Origin of the sequence: Natronosporangium hydrolyticum, from assembly GCF_016925615.1 — a bacterium.
GTDB classification, from domain to species: Bacteria; Actinomycetota; Actinomycetes; order Mycobacteriales; family Micromonosporaceae; genus Natronosporangium; species Natronosporangium hydrolyticum.
In genome coordinates, this window is sequence record NZ_CP070499.1 from 3,381,720 (window position 1) to 3,404,869 (window position 23,150).

22 protein-coding genes, 1 tRNA gene and 1 pseudogene are annotated in these 23,150 nt (G+C 67.6%); 9 read left to right on the forward strand and 15 right to left on the reverse strand.

Annotation, left to right across the window (positions count from 1 at the left end):
• Positions 1-150 precede the first annotated feature (150 nt).
• Positions 151-2,829: a DNA polymerase I gene (gene polA / locus JQS43_RS15015; protein WP_239675012.1), complete on the reverse strand. Its 2,679-nt coding sequence runs from the start codon at positions 2,827-2,829 to the stop codon at positions 151-153.
• 251 nt (positions 2,830-3,080) lie between these two features.
• On the opposite strand from polA, the gene JQS43_RS15020 reads away from it, so the two are divergent.
• Positions 3,081-4,334, forward strand: coding sequence for an ABC transporter substrate-binding protein (locus tag JQS43_RS15020; RefSeq protein ID WP_239675013.1), 1,254 nt, complete (start codon positions 3,081-3,083; stop codon positions 4,332-4,334).
• 103 nt (positions 4,335-4,437) lie between these two features.
• Here the strand turns inward: JQS43_RS15020 and JQS43_RS15025 are convergent, their stop codons facing one another.
• The 5 genes from JQS43_RS15025 to JQS43_RS15045 all read right to left on the reverse strand — a co-directional run bounded on the left by JQS43_RS15025 (position 4,438) and on the right by JQS43_RS15045 (position 9,412).
• On the reverse strand, positions 4,438-5,286 hold the full coding sequence (locus tag JQS43_RS15025; RefSeq protein ID WP_239675014.1) for an ABC transporter ATP-binding protein: 849 nt from the start codon (positions 5,284-5,286) through the stop codon (positions 4,438-4,440).
• The gene (locus JQS43_RS15030) at positions 5,283-6,242 is read right to left on the reverse strand and encodes an ABC transporter ATP-binding protein (protein WP_239675015.1); all 960 of its coding nucleotides are present in this window, start codon (positions 6,240-6,242) and stop codon (positions 5,283-5,285) included. Before JQS43_RS15030 ends, JQS43_RS15025 begins: the two co-directional genes overlap by 4 nt.
• Positions 6,232-7,230, reverse strand: coding sequence for a branched-chain amino acid ABC transporter permease (locus JQS43_RS15035; RefSeq protein ID WP_239675016.1), 999 nt, complete (start codon positions 7,228-7,230; stop codon positions 6,232-6,234). Before JQS43_RS15035 ends, JQS43_RS15030 begins: the two co-directional genes overlap by 11 nt.
• Positions 7,231-7,237: 7 nt before the next feature.
• The gene (locus JQS43_RS15040; protein WP_239675017.1) at positions 7,238-8,635 is read right to left on the reverse strand and encodes a branched-chain amino acid ABC transporter permease; all 1,398 of its coding nucleotides are present in this window, start codon (positions 8,633-8,635) and stop codon (positions 7,238-7,240) included.
• A 165-nt stretch (positions 8,636-8,800) separates the two neighbouring features.
• Positions 8,801-9,412 carry an ANTAR domain-containing response regulator gene (locus JQS43_RS15045; RefSeq protein WP_239675018.1) on the reverse strand — a complete coding sequence of 204 codons (612 nt, stop codon included), beginning with the start codon at positions 9,410-9,412 and terminating at the stop codon, positions 8,801-8,803.
• Positions 9,413-9,545: 133 nt separating this feature from the next.
• Here JQS43_RS15045 and JQS43_RS15050 point away from each other — a divergent pair.
• Positions 9,546-9,618 (forward strand) — tRNA-Leu (locus JQS43_RS15050).
• A 264-nt stretch (positions 9,619-9,882) separates the two neighbouring features.
• Complete coding sequence (locus JQS43_RS15055) at positions 9,883-10,416, forward strand: class IV adenylate cyclase (RefSeq protein ID WP_239675019.1); 534 nt, start codon at positions 9,883-9,885, stop codon at positions 10,414-10,416.
• 8 nt (positions 10,417-10,424) lie between these two features.
• Here the strand turns inward: JQS43_RS15055 and JQS43_RS15060 are convergent, their stop codons facing one another.
• From JQS43_RS15060 to JQS43_RS15075, 4 genes and pseudogenes are all read right to left on the reverse strand, one after another.
• Positions 10,425-11,051: an endonuclease/exonuclease/phosphatase family protein gene (locus JQS43_RS15060; RefSeq protein ID WP_239675020.1), complete on the reverse strand. Its 627-nt coding sequence runs from the start codon at positions 11,049-11,051 to the stop codon at positions 10,425-10,427.
• 27 nt (positions 11,052-11,078) lie between these two features.
• Complete coding sequence (locus JQS43_RS15065) at positions 11,079-11,867, reverse strand: MerR family transcriptional regulator (RefSeq protein ID WP_239675021.1); 789 nt, start codon at positions 11,865-11,867, stop codon at positions 11,079-11,081.
• 40 nt (positions 11,868-11,907) lie between these two features.
• Positions 11,908-12,669 carry an ABC transporter permease gene (locus JQS43_RS15070; protein ID WP_239675022.1) on the reverse strand — a complete coding sequence of 254 codons (762 nt, stop codon included), beginning with the start codon at positions 12,667-12,669 and terminating at the stop codon, positions 11,908-11,910.
• 9 nt (positions 12,670-12,678) lie between these two features.
• A pseudogene (locus JQS43_RS15075) lies at positions 12,679-13,095 on the reverse strand (AAA family ATPase); the annotation flags it as partial.
• 83 nt (positions 13,096-13,178) lie between these two features.
• Between JQS43_RS15075 and JQS43_RS15080 the strand changes: the two are divergent.
• Positions 13,179-14,432, forward strand: a complete 1,254-nt coding sequence (locus JQS43_RS15080) for a hypothetical protein (RefSeq protein ID WP_239675023.1) — start codon at positions 13,179-13,181, stop codon at positions 14,430-14,432.
• 74 nt (positions 14,433-14,506) lie between these two features.
• Here the strand turns inward: JQS43_RS15080 and JQS43_RS15085 are convergent, their stop codons facing one another.
• The 5 genes from JQS43_RS15085 to JQS43_RS15105 are packed head-to-tail and all read right to left on the reverse strand — an operon-like array spanning position 14,507 to position 19,041.
• Positions 14,507-15,154, reverse strand: coding sequence for a 3'-5' exonuclease (locus tag JQS43_RS15085; RefSeq protein WP_239675024.1), 648 nt, complete (start codon positions 15,152-15,154; stop codon positions 14,507-14,509).
• A gap of 27 nt (positions 15,155-15,181) precedes the next feature.
• On the reverse strand, positions 15,182-16,414 hold the full coding sequence (locus JQS43_RS15090) for a radical SAM family protein (RefSeq protein ID WP_239675025.1): 1,233 nt from the start codon (positions 16,412-16,414) through the stop codon (positions 15,182-15,184).
• On the reverse strand, positions 16,411-16,971 hold the full coding sequence (locus JQS43_RS15095) for a nucleoside-diphosphate kinase (protein WP_239675026.1): 561 nt from the start codon (positions 16,969-16,971) through the stop codon (positions 16,411-16,413). The genes JQS43_RS15090 and JQS43_RS15095 overlap by 4 nt, the downstream gene beginning before the upstream one ends.
• The gene (locus tag JQS43_RS15100) at positions 16,968-17,996 is read right to left on the reverse strand and encodes a thymidylate synthase (RefSeq protein ID WP_239675027.1); all 1,029 of its coding nucleotides are present in this window, start codon (positions 17,994-17,996) and stop codon (positions 16,968-16,970) included. Before JQS43_RS15100 ends, JQS43_RS15095 begins: the two co-directional genes overlap by 4 nt.
• Before the next feature lie 10 nt (positions 17,997-18,006).
• Entirely contained in the window at positions 18,007-19,041 is a 1,035-nt protein-coding gene (locus JQS43_RS15105; protein WP_239675028.1) for a CgeB family protein, read from the reverse strand.
• Between the two features lie 133 nt (positions 19,042-19,174).
• Between JQS43_RS15105 and JQS43_RS15110 the strand changes: the two genes are divergently transcribed.
• The 5 genes from JQS43_RS15110 to JQS43_RS15130 all read left to right on the forward strand — a co-directional run bounded on the left by JQS43_RS15110 (position 19,175) and on the right by JQS43_RS15130 (position 23,115).
• The gene (locus JQS43_RS15110; RefSeq protein ID WP_239675029.1) at positions 19,175-20,386 is read left to right on the forward strand and encodes a helix-turn-helix domain-containing protein; all 1,212 of its coding nucleotides are present in this window, start codon (positions 19,175-19,177) and stop codon (positions 20,384-20,386) included.
• 18 nt (positions 20,387-20,404) lie between these two features.
• A complete protein-coding gene (locus tag JQS43_RS15115) occupies positions 20,405-20,893 on the forward strand; it encodes an NUDIX domain-containing protein (RefSeq protein ID WP_239675030.1) in 489 nt (162 codons plus the stop codon).
• A gap of 138 nt (positions 20,894-21,031) precedes the next feature.
• Entirely contained in the window at positions 21,032-21,241 is a 210-nt protein-coding gene (locus tag JQS43_RS15120) for a hypothetical protein (protein WP_239675031.1), read from the forward strand.
• Positions 21,242-21,629: 388 nt separating this feature from the next.
• Entirely contained in the window at positions 21,630-22,466 is an 837-nt protein-coding gene (locus JQS43_RS15125; protein WP_239675032.1) for a helix-turn-helix domain-containing protein, read from the forward strand.
• A 67-nt stretch (positions 22,467-22,533) separates the two neighbouring features.
• Complete coding sequence (locus JQS43_RS15130; RefSeq protein WP_239675033.1) at positions 22,534-23,115, forward strand: dihydrofolate reductase family protein; 582 nt, start codon at positions 22,534-22,536, stop codon at positions 23,113-23,115.
• The last annotated feature ends 35 nt before the right edge of the window (positions 23,116-23,150 follow it).

The window sequence follows — 23,150 nt, forward strand, 5'->3', positions numbered from 1 at the left end:
ATGTCGAAACCGCGGTCAAGCTGCCAGCTCAGGGTTCACGACCCCTTCATCCGCCCGCCACTTTCGGGGCGATCATGGGGTTAGGGACGCGAAATGCAGATCATCAGGCACCTAGGTCCATGATCAACTCGCTGGGTTTGCTTGCGGGGTTTAGTGGGTGGCGGACTGCCAGTCGGGGCCGGTACCGGTGGAGACGTCCAGCGGCACCGAGAGCGGGTGGGCCCCGCTCATCTCCCGCCGCACCAGCTCCGCCAACTGCTCGCCCTCGCCGGCGGCCACCTCGAAGACCAGCTCGTCGTGCACCTGCAGCAGCATCCGGGAACGCAGACCGGCGTCCCGGATCGCCGCGTCCACCCGCAACATGGCGAGCTTGATGATGTCGGCGGCCGACCCCTGGATCGGGGCGTTGAGCGCCATCCGCTCGGCCATCTCCCGCCGCTGCCGGTTGTCGCTGGTCAGGTCCGGCAGGTAACGCCGCCGGCCGAGCATCGTCTCGGTATACCCCTCGCGGCGGGCCACCCCCACCACCTGCTGCAGATAGTCGCGCACGTTGCCGAAGATCCGGAAATACTCCTCCATCAACTCCCGCGCCTCGGCCGGGGTAATCTGCAGCTGCTGCGACAGCCCGTACGCCGAGAGTCCGTACGCCAGGCCGAAGTTCATCGCCTTGATCTTCCGCCGCTGGTCGGCGGTGACCTCCTCGGCCGGCACCCCGAAGACCGAGGCGGCGGTGACCGCGTGGAAGTCGCGGCCGGCCAGGAACGCCTCGACCAGCGTCTCGTCTTCGGAGAGGTGCGCCATGATCCGCATCTCGATCTGGCTGTAGTCGGCGGTCAGCAGCGACTCATACTCCGGACCCACGATGAACGCCCGGCGGATCCGCCGCCCCTCCTCGGTGCGGATCGGCACGTTCTGCAGATTCGGATCGGTCGACGAGAGCCGGCCGGTGGCGGCCACGGTCTGGAAGAAGGTCGTGTGGATCCGGCCGTCCTCGCTGACCGACTTCAGTAGGCCATCCACGGTCGACTTGAGCCGGGCGACGTCGCGGTGGCGCAGCAGATGCGCCAGCACCGGGTGCTGAGTCTGCGCGTACAACCCCTGCAACGCGTCCGCGTCGGTGGTGTAGCCGGTCTTGATCCGCTTGGTCTTCGGCAGCTCCAGCTCGACGAAGAGCACCTCCTGCAGCTGCTTCGGCGAACCCAGGTTGAACTCCCGACCCACCACCTCATAAGCCGCTTGGGCCGCCGCCTTCACCTCGGCGGCGAAGTGGGACTCCAACTCGGAGAGGTAGTCGGTGTCGGCGGCGATGCCGGCCCGCTCCATCCCCGCCAACACCCCCACCAGCGGCAGCTCGATCTCCCGCAGCAGGCGTTGACCGCCCTCGCCCAGCTCGGTCGCGAGCGCCTCGGCCAGGTCGAGGGTGGCCCGGGCGCGCAGCATCAGCGCCTGCTCCTCCTCGCCCTCCGGGGCGAGCCCGGCCAGCGCCGGCTGCTGCGCGTCAGCGCCCTCCACCCGCAGCTCCCGGTGCAGGTAGCGCAGCGCCAGGTCGACCAGGTCGTAGGAGCGCTGGTCGGGGCGGACCAGGTAGGCCGAGAGCGCGGTATCGGCGCTGACCCCGGCCAGCGTCCAGCCGTGCGCGGCGGCGGCCAGTAGCGCCGGCTTGGCGTCGTGCAGCACCTTCGACCGGGCCGGGTCGGCCAGCCACGCCGCCACCGCCGCCTCGTCGGCCGCGTCCAGCTGCGCCGGGTCGAACCAGGCCGCCGGCCCCTCCGCTGCCGCCACCGCCACCCCGGTCAGCGACCCGGTGCCGCGGCCGAAGCTGCCCGCGACCGCCACCCCCACCGGGGTGCCGGCGGCGGCGTTGGTCGCCAGCCACGGCGCCACCTGCCCGGCGGCGAGCACGTCACCCACGATCTCGAAGCCGGCATCGGCCTCCGGCTCCACTGGCGCCAGATACGCGTAGAGCCGGTCCCGCAGCACCCGGAACTCGAGCGCGTCGAAGACCTGGTGGACCGCCTCCCGGTCCCACCCGTGCCACTCCGCCTCGGCGACGGTCAGCGGCAGCTCCAGGTCGTCGACGAGCCGGTTCAACTCGTGGTTGCGCAGCACGTCGGCGAGGTGGGCGCGCAGGCTCTCGCCGGCCTTGCCCTTGATCTGGTCGACCCGCTCGACGATGCCCTCCAGCGAGCCGTACTGGCCCAGCCACTTCGCCGCGGTCTTCGGGCCCACGCCCGGCACCCCGGAAAGGTTGTCGCTGGGCTCACCGACCAGGGCGGCGAGGTCACGGTAGCGCTCCGGGGACACCCCATATTTTGCGGTCACCGCGGCCGGGTCCATCCGGGCCAGCTCGGAGACGCCACGGATCGCGTACAGCACGGTGATGTCGTCGTCGACCAGCTGGAAGGTGTCCCGGTCACCGGTGCTGACCAGCACCCGCATGCCGGCGTCCCGGCCGCGGCGGGCCAGCGTGGCGATCACGTCGTCGGCCTCATAGTCAGGCAGGCTCACGATCGGGATCCGCAGCGCCTGCAGCACCTCCTGCACCAGGCTCACCTGGCCGGCGAAGTCGGCCGGGCTCTCCGCCCGGCCGGCCTTATAGTCGGCGTACTGCTCGGTGCGGAACGACCGGCGGGAGACGTCGAAGGCGACCGCCACGTGGCTCGGCTGCTCATCGCGCAGCACGTTGATCAGCATGGAGATGAAGCCGTAGACCGCATTGGTGGCCTGGCCGGTGGTGGTGGAGAAGTTCTCAACCGGCAACGCGAAGAAGGCGCGGTAGGCCATCGAATGGCCATCGACCAGCAGCAGGCGGGGACGATCGTCGGTCACGCCTGGCGACTCTAGTCGGCCGGTCCGACAACGGCGCGACGCAGGGCCGAGGAGCCCGAAACGCGTGACGGATGTGGCGCACGTCCATACGAGGACCGTCATACCCGCACGGAAGGTTACGACTCTGCATCAGACCGGTCCCAGCATCGCCAAACGCTGGTGTTGACCCGATCCCGATCATTAGGTTTTCGGTGCAGCACCATGTGGCCCGGCGTTGCCGTGCTCGCACATCGGAATGAAGGAGATTAGGCATGTTCCGCCCACGATTCGCATGGCGTTCGGTCGCCGTGCTCGGGGTCGCCGCGCTGGCGCTCGGCGCCTGCGGCGACGCTGACGATGAGCCCGAGGACATCACCGAAGACGAGTTCTCAGGCACGCTCAACGTCGGCATGATCCTGCCGACCACCGGCGGCCTCGCGCCGTACGGGGTCGGGATGATCGCCGCCGTGGAGTACGCCGCCTCCGAGATCAACGAGGGCGGCGGCGTCTGGGGCAGCGACGTCTCGCTGACCGAGGAGAATGAGGGCCCGGCCGAGGAGCCCGAGGTGGTCGCGGCCGCCGCCAGCGCGGTGATCGCCCAGGAGGTCAACGCCGTGATCGGCGCCGCCTCCAGCACCTCCTCGCTGAACATCATCGAGTCGCTCTACAACCAGCAGGTCATCCAGGTCTCGCCGTCGAACACCGGGCCGGACTTCACCGACCACGAGTTCGGCGAGTACTACTTCCGCACCGCGCCGTCCGACATCATCCAGGGCAGCGCGCTGGGCGACCGGATCATCGCCGACGGGCACCCGACGCTGGGCATCCTCGCCCAGCAGACCGCCTACGGTGAGGGCCTGGCGGAGCAGGTCGCGGAGGTCTACGAGGCCGGCGGCGGCGAGGTCGTCTACCAGGAGTACTACGACCTGGCCCAGACCGAATACTCAGCCGAGATCGCTGGGCTGGTCGACGCCGACCCGGACGCCTTCGTACTGGTCTCCTACGACGAGTCGCGGCAGATCATCCCCAGCCTGATCGGCGCCGGGTTCAACCCGTCTGACAAGCAGTGGTACTTCGTCGACGGTAACCGGCTCGACTACAGCGGCGACTACGACGACGGTCTGCTGGAGGGCGTGCTCGCCAGCCAGCCGGTCGGCGACGGCGACCCGGCCGACCTGGTCGCGGCGATCGAGGAGCACCACGGCGACTCGCTGCCGGAGACCGCTTACGTTCCGGAGGCGTACGACGCGATGATCCTGGTCGCGCTCGGCGCGGTCGCCGCGAACAGCGACGACGCGGACGCGATCCGCGACCAGATGGTCAACGTCACCACCGGCGACAACGAGTGCTCGTCGTTCGCCGAGTGCCGGGAGCTGCTCGAGGAAGGCGAGAGCATCGCCTACCGCGGCGCGACCAACACCGTCTGGAACGATGGCGGTGACCCGTCCGAGGCCACCATCGGCATCTTCGAGTACGCCGACGACAACACCTTCTCGCAGATCGAAGAGGTGCAGGGCCAGATGTAAGGCAGCGACAAAGGCGGTGTCCGGTGATCCGGACACCGCCTTTTCGTATATCTGGCCATCTTCCGGAGCTGACCGAGGTCGGTCAGCTCCCGCTGAGCGCGCCTCAGCGAGCCTTAGCGAGCGTCCCCAGGTAGAGCTGGATCACCTTCGGATCCTCGATCAGCTCCGGGCCGGGGGCGGTGTAGGCGTTACGGCCCTGGTCCAGGACGTAGCCCCGATCGCAGATCTGCAGGCAGCGGCGGGCGTTCTGCTCCACCATCACCACCGTCACGCCGGCGGCGTTGATCTGCTTGGTCTGGAAGAAGACTTCGTCCTGCAGCATCGGTGAGAGTCCGGCGGACGGCTCGTCGAGCAGCAGCACGTGCGGCTCCATCATCAACGCCCGGGCCATCGCCACCATCTGCCGTTCCCCACCGGAGAGCGACCCGGCCCGCTGCCGGCGGCGCTGGGCGAGGGTGGGAAAGAGCTCGGCGACGAAGGCGAACCGCTCCCGGAACTTCTTGGGGCGTAGGTAGCTGCCCATCTCGAGGTTCTCCTCGATGGTCAGCCGGGGGAAGACGTTGTTGGTCTGCGGGACGTAGCCCAACCCGCGGGCGACCAGCTCGTGGGTGGGGGCGTTGGTGATCGGCTCGCCGGCGAGGGTGACCGCGCCGGAGCGGATCCCCACCAGCCCGAAGATCGCCTTGACCAGGGTCGACTTGCCCGCACCGTTCGGCCCGATGATCCCGACCAGCTCGCCCTCGGCCGCGTAGAGGTCGGTGCCGTTGAGGATGTTCACCCCCGGCACATACCCGGCGACCACCTCGTCGGCGCGCAGCAGCGCCCCCTCCGCGGCGGCCAAGTGGGCGCTGCGGTCCACCGTCTCGACCCCGGCGGTGTCGTCGGCGGCCGCGGCCTCGACGTCCGCGGGCTCGACCTCCGCGGGCTCGGCCCGGATCTCGTCGCCGCTCATTCTGCCTCCCGGTCGAGCTTGGGCGGGGCGACCTCGTCGGCGGCGACATCGTGGCCGGCCACCGTCTTGACCGCGCCGTCGTGGTGGGCCCCCAGGTACGCGTCGATCACCCGCTGGTCGGCCATGATCTGATCCGGGGTGCCCTCGGCGATCACTCGCCCCTCCCCCATCACGACCACCCAGTCACTGATGTCGTGGACGGCGTCCATGTCGTGTTCGACGAACATCACCGTCATGCCGTCTTCCCGCAGCTGCTTGACGTGGGTCAGCAGCGACTGGGTCAGGGCCGGGTTGACTCCGGCCATCGGCTCGTCGAGCAGCACCAGCTCCGGCCGGACCATCAGCGCCCGCGCCATCTCCAACAACTTGCGCTGGCCGCCGGAGAGACTCCCGGCGAACTCGTCACGCATCTTGTCCAGTTTGAACCACTGCAGCAGCTCTTCGGCCCGTTCGGTGATCTCCCGCTCCTGCTGCTCCCACAGGAACGGCAACAGCCCGGCCCAGAACTTCTCCCCCCGCTGCCCGGTGGCACCGAGCCGCATGTTCTCGATCACCGTGAGCCGCGACAGCGCCTTGGTTAGCTGGAAGGTTCGCACCATGCCCAGTCGGGCCACCTGGTGGGCACGGCGGCCCTGCACCGGCTGACCGTTGAAGGTCCAACTCCCGGTCTGGGGCGTGTCGAACTTGGTGAGCAGATTGAACATCGTGGTCTTGCCGGCCCCGTTCGGTCCGATCACCGCAGTGATCGCCCCCCGCGGGATCTCCAGATGATCCACGTTTACCGCGGTCAGACCACCGAACCGGCGGGTGACGTTGTCAGCGACCAGGATCGGGTCGGGCTTGGCCGAACCTGGCTCGCTCGCCACCCCGACCAGCGCCTCCTGCGCCCGGCGCCGACCGGGCCGATCGACGGCGGCCTCCGCCGGACCACCGGTGCCCATATCATCAGCGTACATTGAGTGAGATCTCCCTCCGGTCGCCGAATATGCCCTGCGGCCGGAAGATCAGCAACGCGATGATTCCCGCCCCGAGCAGGACGAAGACCAGCGGATCCACCTGGCTGGTAGTGAGCAGCCCGGACGGCATCCACTCCGAGCCGGCTACGCCCCGAAGGAACTGGTTGAGGAAGTTGTAGAGGCCCCAGAAGATCATCGCGCCGACCACCGGACCGAAGACGCGGGCGGCCCCACCGAGGATCAGCACCGCGTACACGTAGAAAGTGAAGGTGGTGTGGTACTGGTCGGGCGCCACGTTGCCGAAGCGCAGTGCCTGGATGAAGCCGGCGAGCGCACCGATCACGCCGCCGAGCATCAGCGACTGGAGCTTGTAGCTGAAGGCGTTCTTGCCCAGGCTGCGGACGGCGTCCTCGTCCTCCCGGATGGCCTTCAGGACCCGACCCCACGGGCTGCGCATCGCCAACCACACCACCAGCAGGCAGACCGCGACCAGCGACCAGCCGACGATCATGACCCACAGGTCGCTGGCGGTGAAGAAGAACGGGCCGATCCGCAGGTTCTCGGTGATCCCGAGGTCGCGGCCGAACTCCCGGAAGTCGCCGGTGAAGCCGCGCAGCCCCTCCGCGCCGCCGGTCCACTCCCGCAGCTCGACGGTGCGCACCACCCGACGCAGGGCCTCCGCCGCCGCCACCGTCGCGATCGCCAGATAGTCGGCGCGCAGCCGGAGCGTGGCGACGCCGAGCAGCAACGCCAACAGCACCGCGCCGATCAACCCGAGCAGGATGCTTGGCCAGAACGGCCAGTCGAGGGTGGCCATGCCGATCGCCAGCCCGTACGCGCCGATCCCGGCGAACGCGGCCTGTCCGAAGTTGAGCAGACCGGTGTAGCCGAACTGCACATTCAGCCCGATGGCGGCGAGCGCGAAGACCACCACGCCCGGTCCGAGCGCCTGACTGAGCGTCTGGCTGAAGATAAAGTCCCAGTTCATCGCGCCCCTACCCGATCCGTGCCCGGCGGCCCAGCAGACCCTGTGGACGCACGAGCAGTACGGCGATCAGCAGGACGAGCGCGACCACGTACTTGAACTCGTTCGGCACCCACAGCGTGGAGACCTGGATCAACACCCCGACGATCAGACCACCCACGATCGCCCCGAAGGCGGTACCCAGCCCGCCCACGACGACCGCGGCAAAGATGAGCAACAGCATCTGGAAGCCCATCAGATAGTTCGTCGTCTCATGCATGGCCAGGAACACCCCGGCGAGCGCGGCGAGGCCGGTACCGATCGCCCACACGATCCGGATCACCCGGTCGACGTTGATGCCGGAGGCGGCGGCGAGCGACGGGTTGTCGGCGACCGCCCGGATCGCCTTGCCGAACCGGGTCAGCACCAGCGCCAGCGCCACCCCGACCAGGACCACCAGCGCGATCGAGTCGGTGATCATCGTCTTGGGCAGGACCGCCAACGGCCCGAACCGCTCCGGCTCCTGGACCGTGTACTGCGCGTACGGCCGCCGGCCAGGGCCGAGGAAGTAGAGGTAGACGTGGCGCAGCAGCAGCGCCACACCGATCGAGATGATCATCATCGCGATCAGGCCGGTGCCACGTTTTCGGAGCCAGCCCCAGAAGAAGCGGTCTTGCAGATACCCGAAGAGCATGCCCAGCGCGACCGCCACCGGCACGGCGAAGATCAGGTGCAGCGTGATGTTGAAGTCGAAGATCGTGACGCCGACGACGTTGACGAAGAAGGCCGCGATGGCACCGAAGGTGACCAGCTCACCGTGGGCGAAGTTGATCAGGCCCATGGTGCCGAAGACCATCGACAGGCCCAGCGCCGCGAGGGCGATGATCAGCCCGAAGTGGAAGCCGCTGTAGAGGTGGGAGACCACCCGGTCCCACCGCCCCGGACCGGCGACCACCTCCAGCTCTTCCTCCGGGTCGTCCGGAATGTCAGCCTCTGGCACCTCTTCGCCGGGTTCGCCGGGTGGATCGTCGGAGTCGCCGGGCTGGCTGGGCGGCGGCGCCGGACCGGAGGTCAACCCGAATAGCAGGTTGCCGACGTTGCCCGGTCGCACCAACGGCTCCCGAACGTTGCCGCTGGTGAGCGCCACCCCGTCGGGGAGCGTGCTCTCATCCAGCTCAACCAAGTAGGTGGCCGACTCGGGCACCGGGACCACCCAGTAGCCGTCCTCGTCGGTCTCGGCCGACACGACCAGGTCGCCATCCTCGGTATAGACGGTGATCGTGACCCCCGCCACCGGATCGCCGTCGACCTGCAGGGTGGTCTGCAGACCCTCCCCCTCGACCTGCGCCATCGCGCCGGCGGCGCCGAAACCCACCAACCCGATCACGCTGCCCACGAGGGCGATCAGCATGATCACTGCTCTGCGCACAGAAGCTCCTCAGCTTGGCGGGTGCCGGTCATGAGAACCCCGGCGGCACCCACCCATCTTTCAGTGCAAGACCGGTGGATCATAGCGAGTGTCACAGCCGAACGCGAGGTCGTCATCAAAACGTTATGGATCATGACCGCATCGAGCACGCTGGTCACACCAGCATCACTCGCCGGCCGCACCCCCGGTCTCGGTAATGATCCGTTCGGCCACATCCCGCATGCCCATCCGGTGATCCATGGCAGTCCGTTGAATCCACTTGAAAGCCTGCGGTTCGGTCATGCCATATCGGGTCATCAGCTGACCCTTGGCCCGCTCCACCAGCTTGCGGGTCTCCAACCGCTCGGTCAGCCCGGCGATCTCCGCCTCCAGCGCGGACGCCTCAGCGAACCGGGACGCCGCGATCTCGATCGCCGGCACCAGGTCGGACTTCTGAAACGGCTTGACCAGATACGCCATCGCCCCCACCGCCCGGGCCCGCTCGACCAGCTCCCGCTGACTGAACGCGGTCAAGATCACCACCGGCGCGATGTGCTCCTCGGCGATCTGCTCGGCGGCCGCCAGCCCATCCATGATCGGCATCTTGATATCGAGGATCACCAGGTCAGGGTGGAGTTCACGGGCGAGCCGGACTGCGGTCTCGCCGTCCCCGGCCTCGCCGACCACCTCGTAACCCTCCTCGGTCAGCATCTCGGCGAGGTCGAGCCGGATCAAGGCCTCGTCCTCCGCGATCAGCACCCGCCGGCGTACCGGCTCGGACTGCTGCGCCTCGCCCACTACTGCTCTCCCCTCACCTGCATGTTTCCGTTCGTCACCCTCGAGCCCGGGAGTCACCTATCCGGATGCCGTGGCGACCAGCGTAGTAGGTACCCTGGGAACGCAGCCGCCCCCCAGCGGGGCTGCGGCGCCCGCCCCTGTAGGCCAACGGCAGAGCCAGTGGACTCAAAATCCATACAGTGTGGGTTCGAATCCCACCGGGGGCACGTCAAAGATCTGCAACAGCGGATCGTAATCGTTCGACAGCTGAGGGATTGTCCGATAAACGGTGTAACCGGTCATCGGACACTCCCCCGTGGGGTGACCACCCAGCCCGATGATCACCCAGCACCCCGCTGGATCGGTCATGCGCCTGAGTTCGACACAGTGCTCCGGAGATCGAGCCGACCGAACCGATAGGGGAGCTGTGATGCCCGGTGGGACAGGTGCGGCGGCTTGCGCCGGGCCTGCCAGCGTGGCAGCGTTTCGGCGTGCATGAGGTAGAAGCCAAGTTCCGGATCGCCGATGTCGAGTCGCTGGTGGTGGCGCTGAAAGCCCACGGGGTTGAGCTGGCGGCGCCGGCGGTGCAGGATGATCAGGCGTTTGCGCCGGTCGCGTGGCGGTATGGGGACTCGAAGATCGGGGTTCCGTTCGCCCGGCTGCGCACCGAGGGCGGCCGGCACCTGTTTACGGTGAAGGTCCCGGGCGACAATGAGTTGTCCTGCGAGGAGCATGAGACCGAGGTGGCTGACCGCGATCAGATGCACGCGGCGGTGGTGGCGATGGGTTTCGCGCCCACGGTGCGGATCGTCAAGACCCGCCGCCGTGGTCGGTGGGGCGAGGTCGACCTGTGCGTGGATGACGTGGCCGGGCTCGGGGTGTTCCTGGAGTTGGAGCGGTTGGCGCCACCGGGGACCTCGGGGCTTGCGGCGCAGGCGGAGCTGGTCGGCATGGTGACGGCGCTGGGGGTGGAGGCGGCGCGGGTGGAGGAGACCTACGATTCGCTGCTGCGGGCGGTCGGCTGATCTGCTCATCAGAACAGGGTGGGTTCGGCGGTCGCGGTGGCCGGGTTAGTAACCGGCAGTTCCGTTGGGGCGGTCAGGTCAAGCCGCATCGTGAGTGCGCTGTGGTCGGATAGCTTTTCGACGCGGGGGGTGTGGTCGTAGCCGCAGCCGGTGAGGCGGTCGGCGATGGTGCTGCTGCAGAATGCGTGGTCGTAGCGGTAGCCGTCGCCGGTGCGGCCGACCCAGCTGTGCTCGGTGGCGTCGGGGTGCTGGTGGCGGTAGGCGTCGACCAGCCCGTGTCGTGCGGCGAGGGATCGGTAAAAGTCGTACTCGAAGTCGGCGAAGAAGCGGTAGCGGGGCCGGTGGTCGGGTTCGAGTACGTTGAGGTCACCGGTGAACACCGTGGGATGGTCCTCGTTGGTGTCGGCGAGCACCTTGCCGAATTCGGCCAGCCAGCGACGTTTGCGTTCGGTCTTCTCGGCGCTGGCGTCCCGGGAGGGGACGTAGAGGCCGACGACTCGCAGCTGGCCGTCGGGGGTGGGCAGCAGGCATGAGGCAGCGCGGGCGGGTAGGTAGCCGAGAGCCTTGGTGAGGTGGTCGGCTTCGGCCTGGACCCGGGCGACTCGGTGCCACGTACCGAGACTGCGGGCTGCCAATCTTGCTGCGCATCGCCCGTCAGGTGGTTAGTCGGGCGGCTGCGCCAGCCGCTGCGGCCGGGTCCGGGTCCAGCTGGCCCAGCCGCGCTCGCGCATCAGCTCCAGCATCCGCTGCGCCCGCGGGTCGGACTCGACGACGAGTGCGTCCAGCAGATCGAACGGCAGTTCGTCATGTGCCACGTCGCCGGGATCGATCCCGCTGGCGGTGTACGCCTGCTCGGCCAGGCCGGCCATGATGTCGGCGGCTTGCTCCAGACGTGGGTCGTCGTCGGCAACGTCGCTTTCGAGGATCTCCGACAGGAGCCGATAGAGCCCAACCAGTTGCGGGTCATCGAGTTGCGCGTGTTTCGCGGCCATGACCTCGCGGATGCCCTCGGGCCAGCGGGCCGCGACCAGGATCCACCCGTCTCGCTCACCGGCCACTATCCGCTCTGACACCCCCATTTCGCGAAGCCGGTCGAGATAGCAGGTCACCTCCGGTGGAAGCGTCAGGCTGTCCCCGGCAACCAGCTGTGCGATCTGCTTGCGGCTGGTCTCAAGCCGTTCGATCTCGTCACGCAGGTGGTTGTCGATCCGTTGGACCGCTTCGGCAAAGGTCGCTGCGTCGGCTTCAAGCATCTGGGCGATCTGGGACAAGGGCACGCCAGCGTTGGCGAGGGTGCGGATCTTGATAAGGGACACGACCGCCGTTGCGCCATACCGCCGGTAACCCGACGCATCCCGCTCCGGCTCGGGCAGGAGTCCGACCTGGTGATAGTGCCGCACCGCCCGCACCGTGACGCCGGCGTACGCCGCGAGTTGCCCGATCGTCAGCATGTCCTGATCCTGCCCCAACCCGCTCGACCTGGTCGCCGGCTCAGGAGATCCTTCGACGGTAGGAGAAGTTGGCGAAGAAGTAGGCAACGATGAGGATGCCGATGCACCAGGCGAGGGCGGTCCAGATGCCGGTACCGACCGGTTGCTGAATGAGCAGGTCGCGGATCGTGTTGACGATGGAGGTCACCGGCTGGTGTTCAGCGAAGGCCCGCACCGGGCCGGGCATGGTGTCGGTGGGCACGAAGGCCGAGCTGATGAACGGCAGGAAGATGAGCGGGTAGGAGAACGCGCCCGCGCCCTCCACACTCTTGGCGGTGAGACCGGGGATGACAGCGACCCAGGTCAGCGCCAGCGTGAACAGGATGAGGATGCCGGCGACCGCCAGCCAGGCCAACACCCCAGCGCCAGAGCGGAAACCGATGAGCAGAGCGCCCCCGAACACGAGCACGAGCGAGATCACATTGGCGACCAACGAGGTCACCACATGCGCCCACAGTACGCCCGATCGGGCGATCGGCATGGACTGGAACCGCTCGAAGATCCCGCCCTGCATGTCGGTAAAGAGCCGGTAGGCGGTGTAGGAGATGCCCGACGCGATCGTGATGAGCAGGATGCCGGGAAGCATGTAGTTCACGTACGAGACCGTCCCGGTGTCGATCGCGCCGCCGAACACAAAAGCGAACATCAGCATGAGGGCGATCGGTGTGATCGCGGTCGTGATGATGGTGTCCATGCTGCGCGTGACGTGCTTGATGGATCGTCCGGTGAGCACGGCGGTGTCGCCCCAGAAATACGTGGTCATCGCTGTTCCCTACTTCTTGTTCGAGCTGGTCTTGTGGTCTAGGCCGGCCGCATCGGCGTAGCGGTCCTTGTTGGCGTCGCCGACGACGGCGAAGAAGACGTCTTCGAGGGTCGGCTGCTTCTCGACGTACTCGACCGTGGCGGGCGGCAGCAGCTGTCTGAGCTCGGCCAGGGTGCCGTCGACGATGATCCGACCCTGGTGAAGGATCGCGATCCGGTCGGCAAGCTGTTCGGCCTCGTTCAGGTACTGGGTGGTGAGCAGCACAGTCGTGCCGCCCTCGGCGAGCTTCTTGACGGCCTGCCACACCTCGATACGCGCCTGCGGGTCCAGCCCGGCCGTCGGCTCGTCAAGGAAGATGACCGGTGGACTCCCTATGAAACTCATCGCGATGTCCAGGCGGCGGCGCATGCCACCGGAGTACGGCGCTTGTGGCTGTTGAAGGTCAGCGTTGCCCCGCCAAGCCTGAAACTTGCAGGGCCAAGAACGTCTGTTCGATTACTATGCTGCTCATGCCTACTCCCGGCCGTGAGCACACCCGGTACGCCTCCGCCTTCGACCTGCCGACCGTGATCGAGATTCGGCAGCAAATCCGGGGCATGAAGGCGCTCAGTTTGCTTAAGCCCAGCACTCGCCCCCAGCTGCGGGAGCTGGAAGCGGAGGTGGTCCGGTTGGCTTCGCTGATCGATCGCTTCTACGACGGGCTCGGCACCCGGAACTGGATCTACACCGACGACTTCAACGTGTCTCGGATCAACGCCATCTGTGACCTTCCTTCGGTTGACGAGCAGGAGCAGGCGCTGATCGCTCTCTACAGGGAGCCCGGCACGCTGTCGTTCATGCTCCGGCGGCTGCGGAGTCGCCCTGGGATGCGTGAACGGATGGCGCTGATAGAGACTGCTCTGAAGGATTACCAGGCCGATCGCTACGCCGGTATGATCCATGTGCTTATATCCGTTATGGATGGGTTCGTTAATGATCTCGATGCCGCACGCCGTAGAGGGCTTCATGCGCGGGATGGTGACGACATGACGGCCTGGGACAGTGTGGTCAGTCATCACAAGGGCCTGGCCCGTGTTCACGAGACCGTGTTCCGCAAGCCCTTCTACAAGCTCTCTACTGACGAGGTGTTCGACCTCTACCGGCACGGCGTCGTGCACGGAAACCTGACGAGCTACGCCAATGTGGTGGTTGCTACTAAGGCGTGGAACTACCTGTTCGCCGTGGCGGATTGGGCCAAGGCACGTGAGCTAGCGGCCAAGGAGCCCGAACCGGAGCCCACCTGGGGCGATGTGCTACGTAAGACCGCCCAGCTTGGTCTTGACAAGAAGGCCCTCGCAGCATGGGAGAAGCGCGAGGTGTCAGCGGAAACTGAGGGGTTCGAGCTAGAGACTGCCTATGCTGCCTGTGCCGAGCTCCTGACGCAGTGGCAAAGGCGCAACTACGGAGGAATGGCGCAACACCTGGCCTTCCCCGGTTCTTCGGGTTCACACCGCAAACCTGGCGAGGTAAAGGATCTCTACAAGGAGTTCTCTCTCGCCAGCTTCACGATCCACCGCATCCGCATCGAAGCAGCGGCTGTCGCCAAGGTAGAGGCCGATCTGGAGGTCAACGGCTCGCACCAAGCGGTGACGATGCGCTGGATCTACCACGACGATCAGGGACAAACCCTGGTCGAGTCGCAAGGCGGCGGTCGGTGGTACTTGGCACCCTACGGGCCAACGACCTTCGTGACTCCGCGGTCGGAGCTACAGGATGCACAGTGACGCGGCCGGCCCGGCACGTCGTTGATCACCATTGCCGGATCGCCACAACGTGCTGATCAGCCAGTGGTTCGGCTTCAGCCGTCGAAGAGGCTGGGTTGGCCTCGGGTCGCGGGTGTTGGTGGGCTGTCGAGTGCCAGGCCGGCGAGGTTGGTCAGGTCGTCGAGGGTGGGCGGGGCGGGCCACCGCTGGTGGATGAGCGGCAGTAGCAGGACTGCGGCGGCGACGGTGTCCCACAGGGCTCGGTGGGGTTGGCTACCGACCGCCAACGTGTCGATCTTGGTGGTCAGGTTATAGGCGGTGACGAGCTTGGCCAGACCGTTGCTGGCGGTGGTTCCGAGATTTCGGGCCAGACGCAGGGTGTCGATCAAGCCGGCTGGCTGGATGGTGGGGCATCGGCGGTGCAGGACTCGCCAGTCGACCCCGATGTTGTGGCCGACGAGGTAGCGGCCGTTTAAGCGGGCGGCGAGCGTGGGTTCGACCGCATCGAGGGTGGGGGCGTCGCGGAGAGTGTGGTTGGTCAACCCGGGCGAGATCCAGGGCCGTTTCGGGATGGGTCGGCCCGGGTTGACCAGGGTGCAGTAGGCGTTGTCCATGTCCGGTTGGCCGCCGGTGATCGGCACGGCGGCGATCTCCAGGATCGCCTCGGTTTCGCGGTCCTGGGCGCCGCTGCCTTCCAGGTCGACCGCGACGAGCGGGGTCTCGTACCAGGGTGTGCCGGTCATGAGTCGGTCGCCTTTCAGCGGCGGGTGTCAGTCGTCTTCTTCATACCGTGCGGTGGTGGCGAACTGTTCGCGCAGGGCCGCGAACTGTTCCGCTTGTTCGGGGTCGGGGTGGTGGCCGTTGAGGGAGCGGCCGTGGGCGTGTAGGTAGTGGGGTTGGTCGAGTTCCCAGATTTGGTGGCGGAGGGTGTGCTGGATGGCGTAGCGGCGTTGTTCGCCGAGACCGTGGGTCCACACGTGCCCGTCCTCGATCACGTACGGTGTCTCGTAGCCGAGGTGGGTGAGAACTTGGTCGATCGCGGCAGGAGTGGGGGTGGTGTGGTCGTCGGCGCACCGCTGCCGCTGGAGGCTCGGGCAGATGTCGCACAGCTCTCGTACGCCCCAGTGACCGTTGTAGTCGGGCACGCCGTGAGCGTAGGCGACGCCGCAGGAAGTCTTGCGAAACAGCGGCGTGGTGATGCCGGACTCCCGCCAGGCGGCGACTACCGCCGCGTCGAGGTCGGCGGGCATGGTCTTGCGGCGGTGGAAGTCCTCGCCGTAGGGCACATCGACACCGAGGCCGCGTAGGTAGCCGGCGTTCTCGGACTTGTGGTAATAGCCGGTGAACACGATCGCGTCCACGTCGCGGCCCACGTCGAGTACGTGGGCCATGGTTTCGGGGGCGTCATTCCAGCCGGGCACGATCGGCCGCCAGTACAGCACGACGCCGGTGCGACGTTTGTGGGCGGCGGCGGTGCGGACCGAGGTCTGGGTGATGCTGCTCTTGGCGACTGGCTCCACCCGGGGGTCGGTGATGCCGGAGTAGGTGAACAGCAGCGTCACCTTCAGATGCCGTAGCTTCTCCAGCTCGTCCATGTCTGCCTCGGTGACGGTGAACCGGGTGATCACGAGAACGTGGTTGGTGTAGCCCCGGGCGTCCAGCGCACGCAGGACTTGGAACAGGTGCGGCTTGACCCCGGGTAGGAAAGGGTCGGTGGCCTTGTTGAACAGCTGGATCGGGGTGATGTGCGGTTGAAACGCCGCATGCCCGGTCAGCTTCTCGACCGCCTCGTCCGTGCTGCAGAGGAGCTGCGGGACCTTGACCTCGAAGTTGCCCCAGAAGTGGCGGACGCAGTAGCCGCAGTCCAGCGGGCAGCCGATGATGTGGTTGAGCGAAAGGCCGGACTTGCGGTAGCCGACGATCAGGGACATGTACGGGTCGAGCCCGGCGATCTGTGCGGCGGGCATCAGCGGCAGGGTGCGGGGTCCGGTGGAGATGGTCACGGTGTCCTCCCTGGTTGTCGATCGGGGGTGCGAGGTTCTGGTATCACCGCCTGGGCAGGGCTCGGAGCGGTGAGCAGGTGGGCGTGGTCGGGGCCGTACCAGATGGCGAAGTCGCGGGATACGGCCTGGGTGGTGTCGGAGGTGTGGATCAGGTTGTTGATCAGTTGGCCTCGGGCGCGGGCAGCGCTGAGGCTGTCTTCGCCGAAGTGGCCCCGGATGGTGTTCGGACCTGCGAGCGCCGGGTCGGTGTCGCCGAGGACCGCCCGGACCCGGGCGGCGGCGTCGGGTCCGTGGCCGAGCGCGACCGCCGCCTGCTGGCCGACGTAGATGCGCCGCAGTTCGCCGGGTACGTCGACGCCCAGGCCGGCGGACAGGTCGAGGATGTCGTCGTAGTGGGCGAAGACCTGTTGCTCGGTGGGTTCGATGACCCGCAGCCCGGTCACCTGGACGTGGCGGCCGACCCAGGTGAGCACCGGTCTCACGAGGTCGCGGGCCAGGCAGTCGGGTTTGAGTAGGATCACGGTCCACCGCGACCAGTCCACTTCCGGCATGATCATGGCCCGCTCCCAGCGGTGGCTGGCATCCGCTCTGGCCAGCGCTGCTCGACCAGCCACCGGTGCCCGGGGCGTAGCAGCGCGAGTGTGGCCGGGTCGACCGGCTGGTCGGGGTGATGGGTGATCTGCCGGTAGACCTCGAACAGCATCGCCACCTCGCGCCAGTAGGCCGCCAACGGCAGCCCTGCGAACGCCGCCGGGCTCAGCGCCCGCCGGTCGTGGCGCAGCTCGTCCTCCCACCGCAGCACCTCCTCGACGGTGCGCCAGGAGGTGTCCAGCGGCATCGGCGCGGCCGGGAACCGCGCGGTCTGATGTGGTGCCTGTTCGGACTCGTCGAGGATCGCGGTCACCTTCGCCAGGTCAGCTTTGTTGATGTGCATCGACCCGACGTGGTGGGCGTAGCTGCCCACCGCCACACCCAGCAGCCGGGCCGCGAACTCCTGGATGAACGTGAACGAGAACGTGTCGCACAGCAGCCCAAGCACGGCGTCGTTGCCGCGCATGTACGCAGTGGCGTGCAGCCGCCCACCGCGGCGCATCAGCTGCAACCCCAAAGTGCAGGCCACATCCGGGTTGGCGGGGTCGACTAGCTCCTCGGGCCGCATAATGATCATGGCTCCGCGCTTGGCGTCCGGGTCGTCACGCAACAGCGCGATCACTCGGTCGAACTGGCTGCACCGGTCAGGACCAGTCGGCCGGAACAGGCGAGGCCCATAGGCGGTACCGGACAGCCGCCCGTCGGCTGTGGCAAGGGTCCGGAGCCTGGGTGCGTAGTAGCCGATCATGTCGATGTCGTCGCGGCCGGTGAGATACCACAGCGCCTCGGCATGGTTGAAGATCACGTTCGTCCGCCGGGCGGCGAGGTATGGCGTGCGGGCGACCGGATCGGTGATCGTGAAGCTGGTGTTGACCACCTCCAGGGCGTGCTTGCCCCGAGTCGCGGTCTCGTACTGGTGGGCGGTGGCGATGTGGCGCAGCACGGCCACGTAGGCTGCCCGAAAGGTGTGGAAGGTCGGCCCATGGACCATGTCTCACGTCCTAACTGGTGCGGTTGCTGAGGTTCTCCAGCAGTTGGCAGGCTCTAGCGACCTGCCGTGAGGTTCGTGACTGGTCGAGGAACGGCAAACAGGACGCGATCAACTCGCCGTGCTCCCTACTGCCGGCGACGCCGGTGAACCAGCCAAGCCGCTCGACCACTTCGTCGCTGTCCCGCACATGCAGCGCAGGCGGCGTGAACCGCTCGGCATGGGCGATGTCGGCCGGGGTGATGGGCAAGCACCCGGCCAGCAGCGCCTCAAACCACCGAGAACTCATGTGCCCGACTGCCGCATACCGCTCCGGCAGCAGTAGCACCGTCGCCACCGCGCCATGGTGGATCGACTCGACCTCGGAGAAGGGCGCCCGGCCGGTGAAGTTCAACCCCGGCCACCGCTCGGTACGCGGCCACTTCCCGGCCACCCGGTGCGACAATCGCGCCGCCGCTGGTGCAAAGTACTGGTTGAACGCCTCGTCGCGGTCGTACTGGTTGCCGACATACACCAGCGGCACTGGCCGGTCCGCCCGAGCCAGCGCCACTGGGTCGACCCGGTCGAGCAGCTCGTCAGGCACCGGGCATAGCAAGGTGTGTACCCCGGGCCCAGGTGAGATTCCGAACTCGCACACCGCCACATTTGGCAAGCTACGGATTGGATCATCGACCGCGAGCTGCCGGTCCAAGTCCCACAACAGAGTCGGGAGCCCAAACCGAATGGTGTAGTGCTCCACCAGCTGGTCCTGGCGGTGAAGATCGCAGGTGTGACCAGGCGAACCGCACGGCGTCGTGTTCCGGCCCGGCAGCGGCCACCGCCACTCGAAGATGATCGCGTCCAGCTCGGGCAGCTTACCGTCCCACCGGTAGCGGTCCCGCAGGTCTAGCCCCGCCTCTTCCAGGTCACGGTTGGCCTGGAGCAGCACGATCTCCTGCCCGGCTGCGATCAGACCGTCGATGAACGAACGGCGGTAGCTACGCGAACCATCCGGAGTGTCCATAACACCCGGCCCCAGGAAACCCCAGCAGCTATAACCGATCCTCATGCAAGGTCCCCTTGGTTGGGGGTGACACTCGGTCCGTTCATGAAGACAGTCTGTCCTCGCCGCCGGCGGCGACCCCGGAATAGCTTTCCGGGGTCGTAGGCTGGCGGTGAGCGGAGGATGTGTCGTGCGCGGGATGACCAACACGTTGACCATCGGCGAGCGGATCGCCTGGTACCGGCGCCGGCGTGGCATGTCCCAGGAGGTTCTGGCCGGCCTGGTGGAACGGACCGTCGACTGGCTCAGCAAGGTAGAAAACGATCGGATTCCGCTCGATCGCCTCTCCGTGATCAAGACCGTCGCCGAGGCGTTGGATGTGTCGTTGGGCGACCTGTTAGCAGAGCCGTCGCTGGTGGACTGGACTCCGGACAGCGGCCACCAGACCGTACCGGCCCTTCGCGACGCGCTCCTGGACTACCGGCGGATCGCCTTGTTCGACCGCGGCGGCCCGGCTGTCGAAGCGCCACCGGTCGAGCAACTGACCCGCGACGTGGCAGACCTGTGGGAGGCATATCAGGCATCCCGATTCGGGTACGTCACCGCCCGCCTGCCCTGGCTGCTCGCCCGCGCACACGCGACGGCCGAGCAACGACCCGACCAGCCCGCTTGCCAGCAACTACTCGCCCTGAGCTACCAGCTCGCCGCCGTGCAGCTCACCAAGCTCGGCGAGGCCGAGCTGGCGTGGATCGCCGCCGACCGCGGCTTGGTCGCCGCCCAGCACAGCGACGACCTCGCCGTCACCGGCTCCCTGGCGCGTAGCGTCGTGCATGCCCTGCTCTCGGTCGGCAAGTACGCCGAGGCCGTCCGCCTCACCGGCGACACCGCCGACCTCCTACGACCCGACCTGGCCACACCAACCCCGGAGATCACCTCGGTTTACGGCACCCTCTTCCTCGCCGGAGCAATGGCCGCAGCCCGCGCCGAAGACCGTGCCACCACCCGAACCTTCCTGGCCGAGGCCGACACCGTCGCCGGCCAGCTGGGGCGGGACGCGAACCATCTGTGGACGGCCTTCGGTCCCACCAACGTCGACATCCACCGTGTCGCCACCGCGGGCGAGCTTGGTGATATCCAGGTCGCGATCGACCTCGGCCCACGCGTGGACACCACAGCGCTGCCGATGGAACGTCGGGCCAGGCACGCCCTGGAGGTCGCCCGCGCATACAGCCTGTGGAACCGCCTCGACGACGCCCTGACAACGCTGCTCGACGCCGAACGGCTCGCCCCCGAACAGGTCCGATACCACTACCTCGGCCGGCAGCTCACCCTCACCTGGCTACGACGCAGCCGTGGCAAACCCTCCACAGCGCTGCTGGCGCTAGCCAGACGGCTCCACGTCCAGACCTGACCCGGCTACCCTGACCCGGTGACCACGGACAACGCGGACAAGATCGCCACACCACGGGTAGCCGCCGGCGCCCTATTTGCCGACGCTGCCGGCCGAGTGCTGCTGGTCAAGCCCACATACAAGAGCGGGTGGGACATCCCCGGCGGGTACGTCACCCCCGGCGAGTCGCCACTAGCAGCCTGCCGCCGCGAGTTGGTGGAGGAGCTAGGCCGCACCTGGCCGGTACGACCGCAGCCACTCGTGGTCGACTGGGCACCCGCCCGGCACGAAGGGGACAAGATCCTGTTCGTATTCGGCGGAGGCATCCTGCCAGGCGACGCCCTCGGCAGCGCGACCTTCCCCGACGGGGAGATCAGCGACATCCGGCTAGTTGAGCCCCAGGAATTTGACGACCACCTACCGGACCGACTGGCAAGACGCCTACGCCTCGCCCTCCGAGCCCGCGAACAACACCGCACCATCTACGCGGAACACGGAACAGAAGTCGGTCCGGCCCAGTACGCGTAGTAGTCAGCGCGATGGCCGGACCTCTGGTTAGCCTCGACGTCTTCGCAGCACACACCATCACTGCATGATCAACGCGTGCAGGTTCGTTCCCAGGCGCATCGCGGGTCCACCGGCCATTCAGACCCGTCGCACGGTGCGGTGGCACGAGTACTGACTGTCGGTGGGACCGCGACAGGCGGGGCGAAGGCGACCGCGGCCCCCAAGTCCGCCGACGGCCGCCACCTGTCCTGGCTCCGCGACGAACTCGGCGACCGGTTCGTCGGCGGCATCGTGCTGCACACGGGTACCCGGCTGCTGCCGCTCGGCGACCGCATCGTCGCCGCCCCGATCTCCTCTCTCTGGTCCTGACGAACTCGCAGGCCGGTGTCAGTCGTGATCTTTCATTTGGCAGCTCTCGCCAGGCTTCCGCCGAGGCGCGGGCGCGGCCCTACCTACTGCGCTCCGCACCGCCACCCCGCTGCTCGGCGCCGGCCTCGACCGCCTAGCGCACGCTATGTTCACCGAAGACCTGGCTCCGCTGAAACTCGCCGCGAGGGCTGAACTGGCCCTCCAACTGGTCGAAAGCGAGACCGGTCTACCAGTCACCGATCTCAGCACCGCATAGACCCATGGCGGCCTGGAGGCGGTTCGTGAGTCACCTACCCGAACCTGGCGCCTCCCCGCTGGCCGTGTGGCCACTGCGCCGGCCGTGCCGCCCGGCGCGCGACGCCGGCGGGGCGTCGGCGATGCTGTGGGCGTGGAGTACGTGTCCAGAGTGCCGCGACCGCCGCTGGACGGGCTGATCGACGACCTTTACTACCTGGAGGGTGCGCCGCCGTACGCCCGGCTGACCCTGCCGCCGCCGGCGGCGTTGCTCATCGTCAACCTCGGGGCGCCGTTCCGCATCCGCGCCGGCTCCGACATCGAGCCGGCCGAGTACGCCGACGGCTGCGTGGTCACCATGCCCACCCGCGCGTGGGAGTTCGGCTACCCGCTCTGGACCCGGTCCGTCGGCGTGCACTTCCAGCCGTGGGGGCTGGCGCCGTTCCTGCCGATGCCCGCGGCCGAGCTGTGTGACCGGCCGGTGACGGTGGAGCAGGTTTGGGGCCGGTCCGCCAGTGCTGAGCTGCGAGACCGGCTGGCCACGGCGCCCGGACCGCACGAGATGCTGACGTTGCTCGAGGAGGAGCTGATGCGACGGCTGCGCGAAACCGCCGGCCTTGGGCTGATCCGCCATACGAGCAGCGTCATCGCGGCGACCAGCGGGGCGGTGGCGATCGGCGACCTGCGGGTGGCAGCTGGTGTCAGCAGCACTCATCTGGCGCAGCGGTTCAAGGAGCTCATTGGCATCACGCCGAAGCGGCTGGCCCGCACCTACCGCTTCGCCGCCACCGTGTTCGCGATCGACCCCGCCGGACCGATCGACTGGGCCGACCTCGCCGGCAAAGCGGGCTACTTCGACCAGGCCCACTTCGGTCACGAGTTCCGGGCGTTCACCGGGCTCACGCCGACCCGGTACGTCGAAGTCCGGCGGCGATTCCTGCGCGAGCATCCCGGCCACGTGCTGGACAGTTGGCCGCTGCCGGCCGATTGATTTCGTACAAGAGCCGCAGCTCACGACCCGATAGTTTGAGGGCACCCTGAAGCAGAGGAGAGTGCCCGTGGGCAAGGTGGTCATGTACAGCTCGGTGTCGGTGGACGGCTTCATCGCGGACGGGAACGACCAGCCCGGACCGCTGTTCGACTGGTTGACCAGCGGTGACGTCCCGTTGGACTCCAGCGGCGCGTTGAAGGTGTCGCAGACGTCCTACGACTACACCCGGCCGTACTGGGACCAGATCGGGGTGACAATCGTCGGCCGCCACGTCTTCGACATGACCGATGGCTGGGGCGGGGAGCCTCCGAGCGGGATCGACCACGTGGTCGTCGTGACGCACCGGCCGGCGCCCGAGGGCTGGGACCCCGAGACGCCGTTTCACTTTGTCGACGGCGTCGAGGCAGCCGTAGCCGAGGCGCAGGAGCTCGCGGGCGACCGCATTGTCGAGGTCGCCGCTGGCGACGTCGGTGGCCAAGTGCTTGCCGCGGGCCTGGTCGACGAGGTGCGCATGGACGTCGTACCCGTCGTGTTCGGGTCCGGCAAGCGCTACTTCGGGCCGGTCTACGCGCAGCACCTGTTGGCGGATCCTGACGTGGTGGTTCAGGGCACCCGGGTGCTTCACCTGCGCTATCGGGTGCGCCGTTGACCGATCTGAGCGGGTACGCGAAGAAGTTTGCGCAC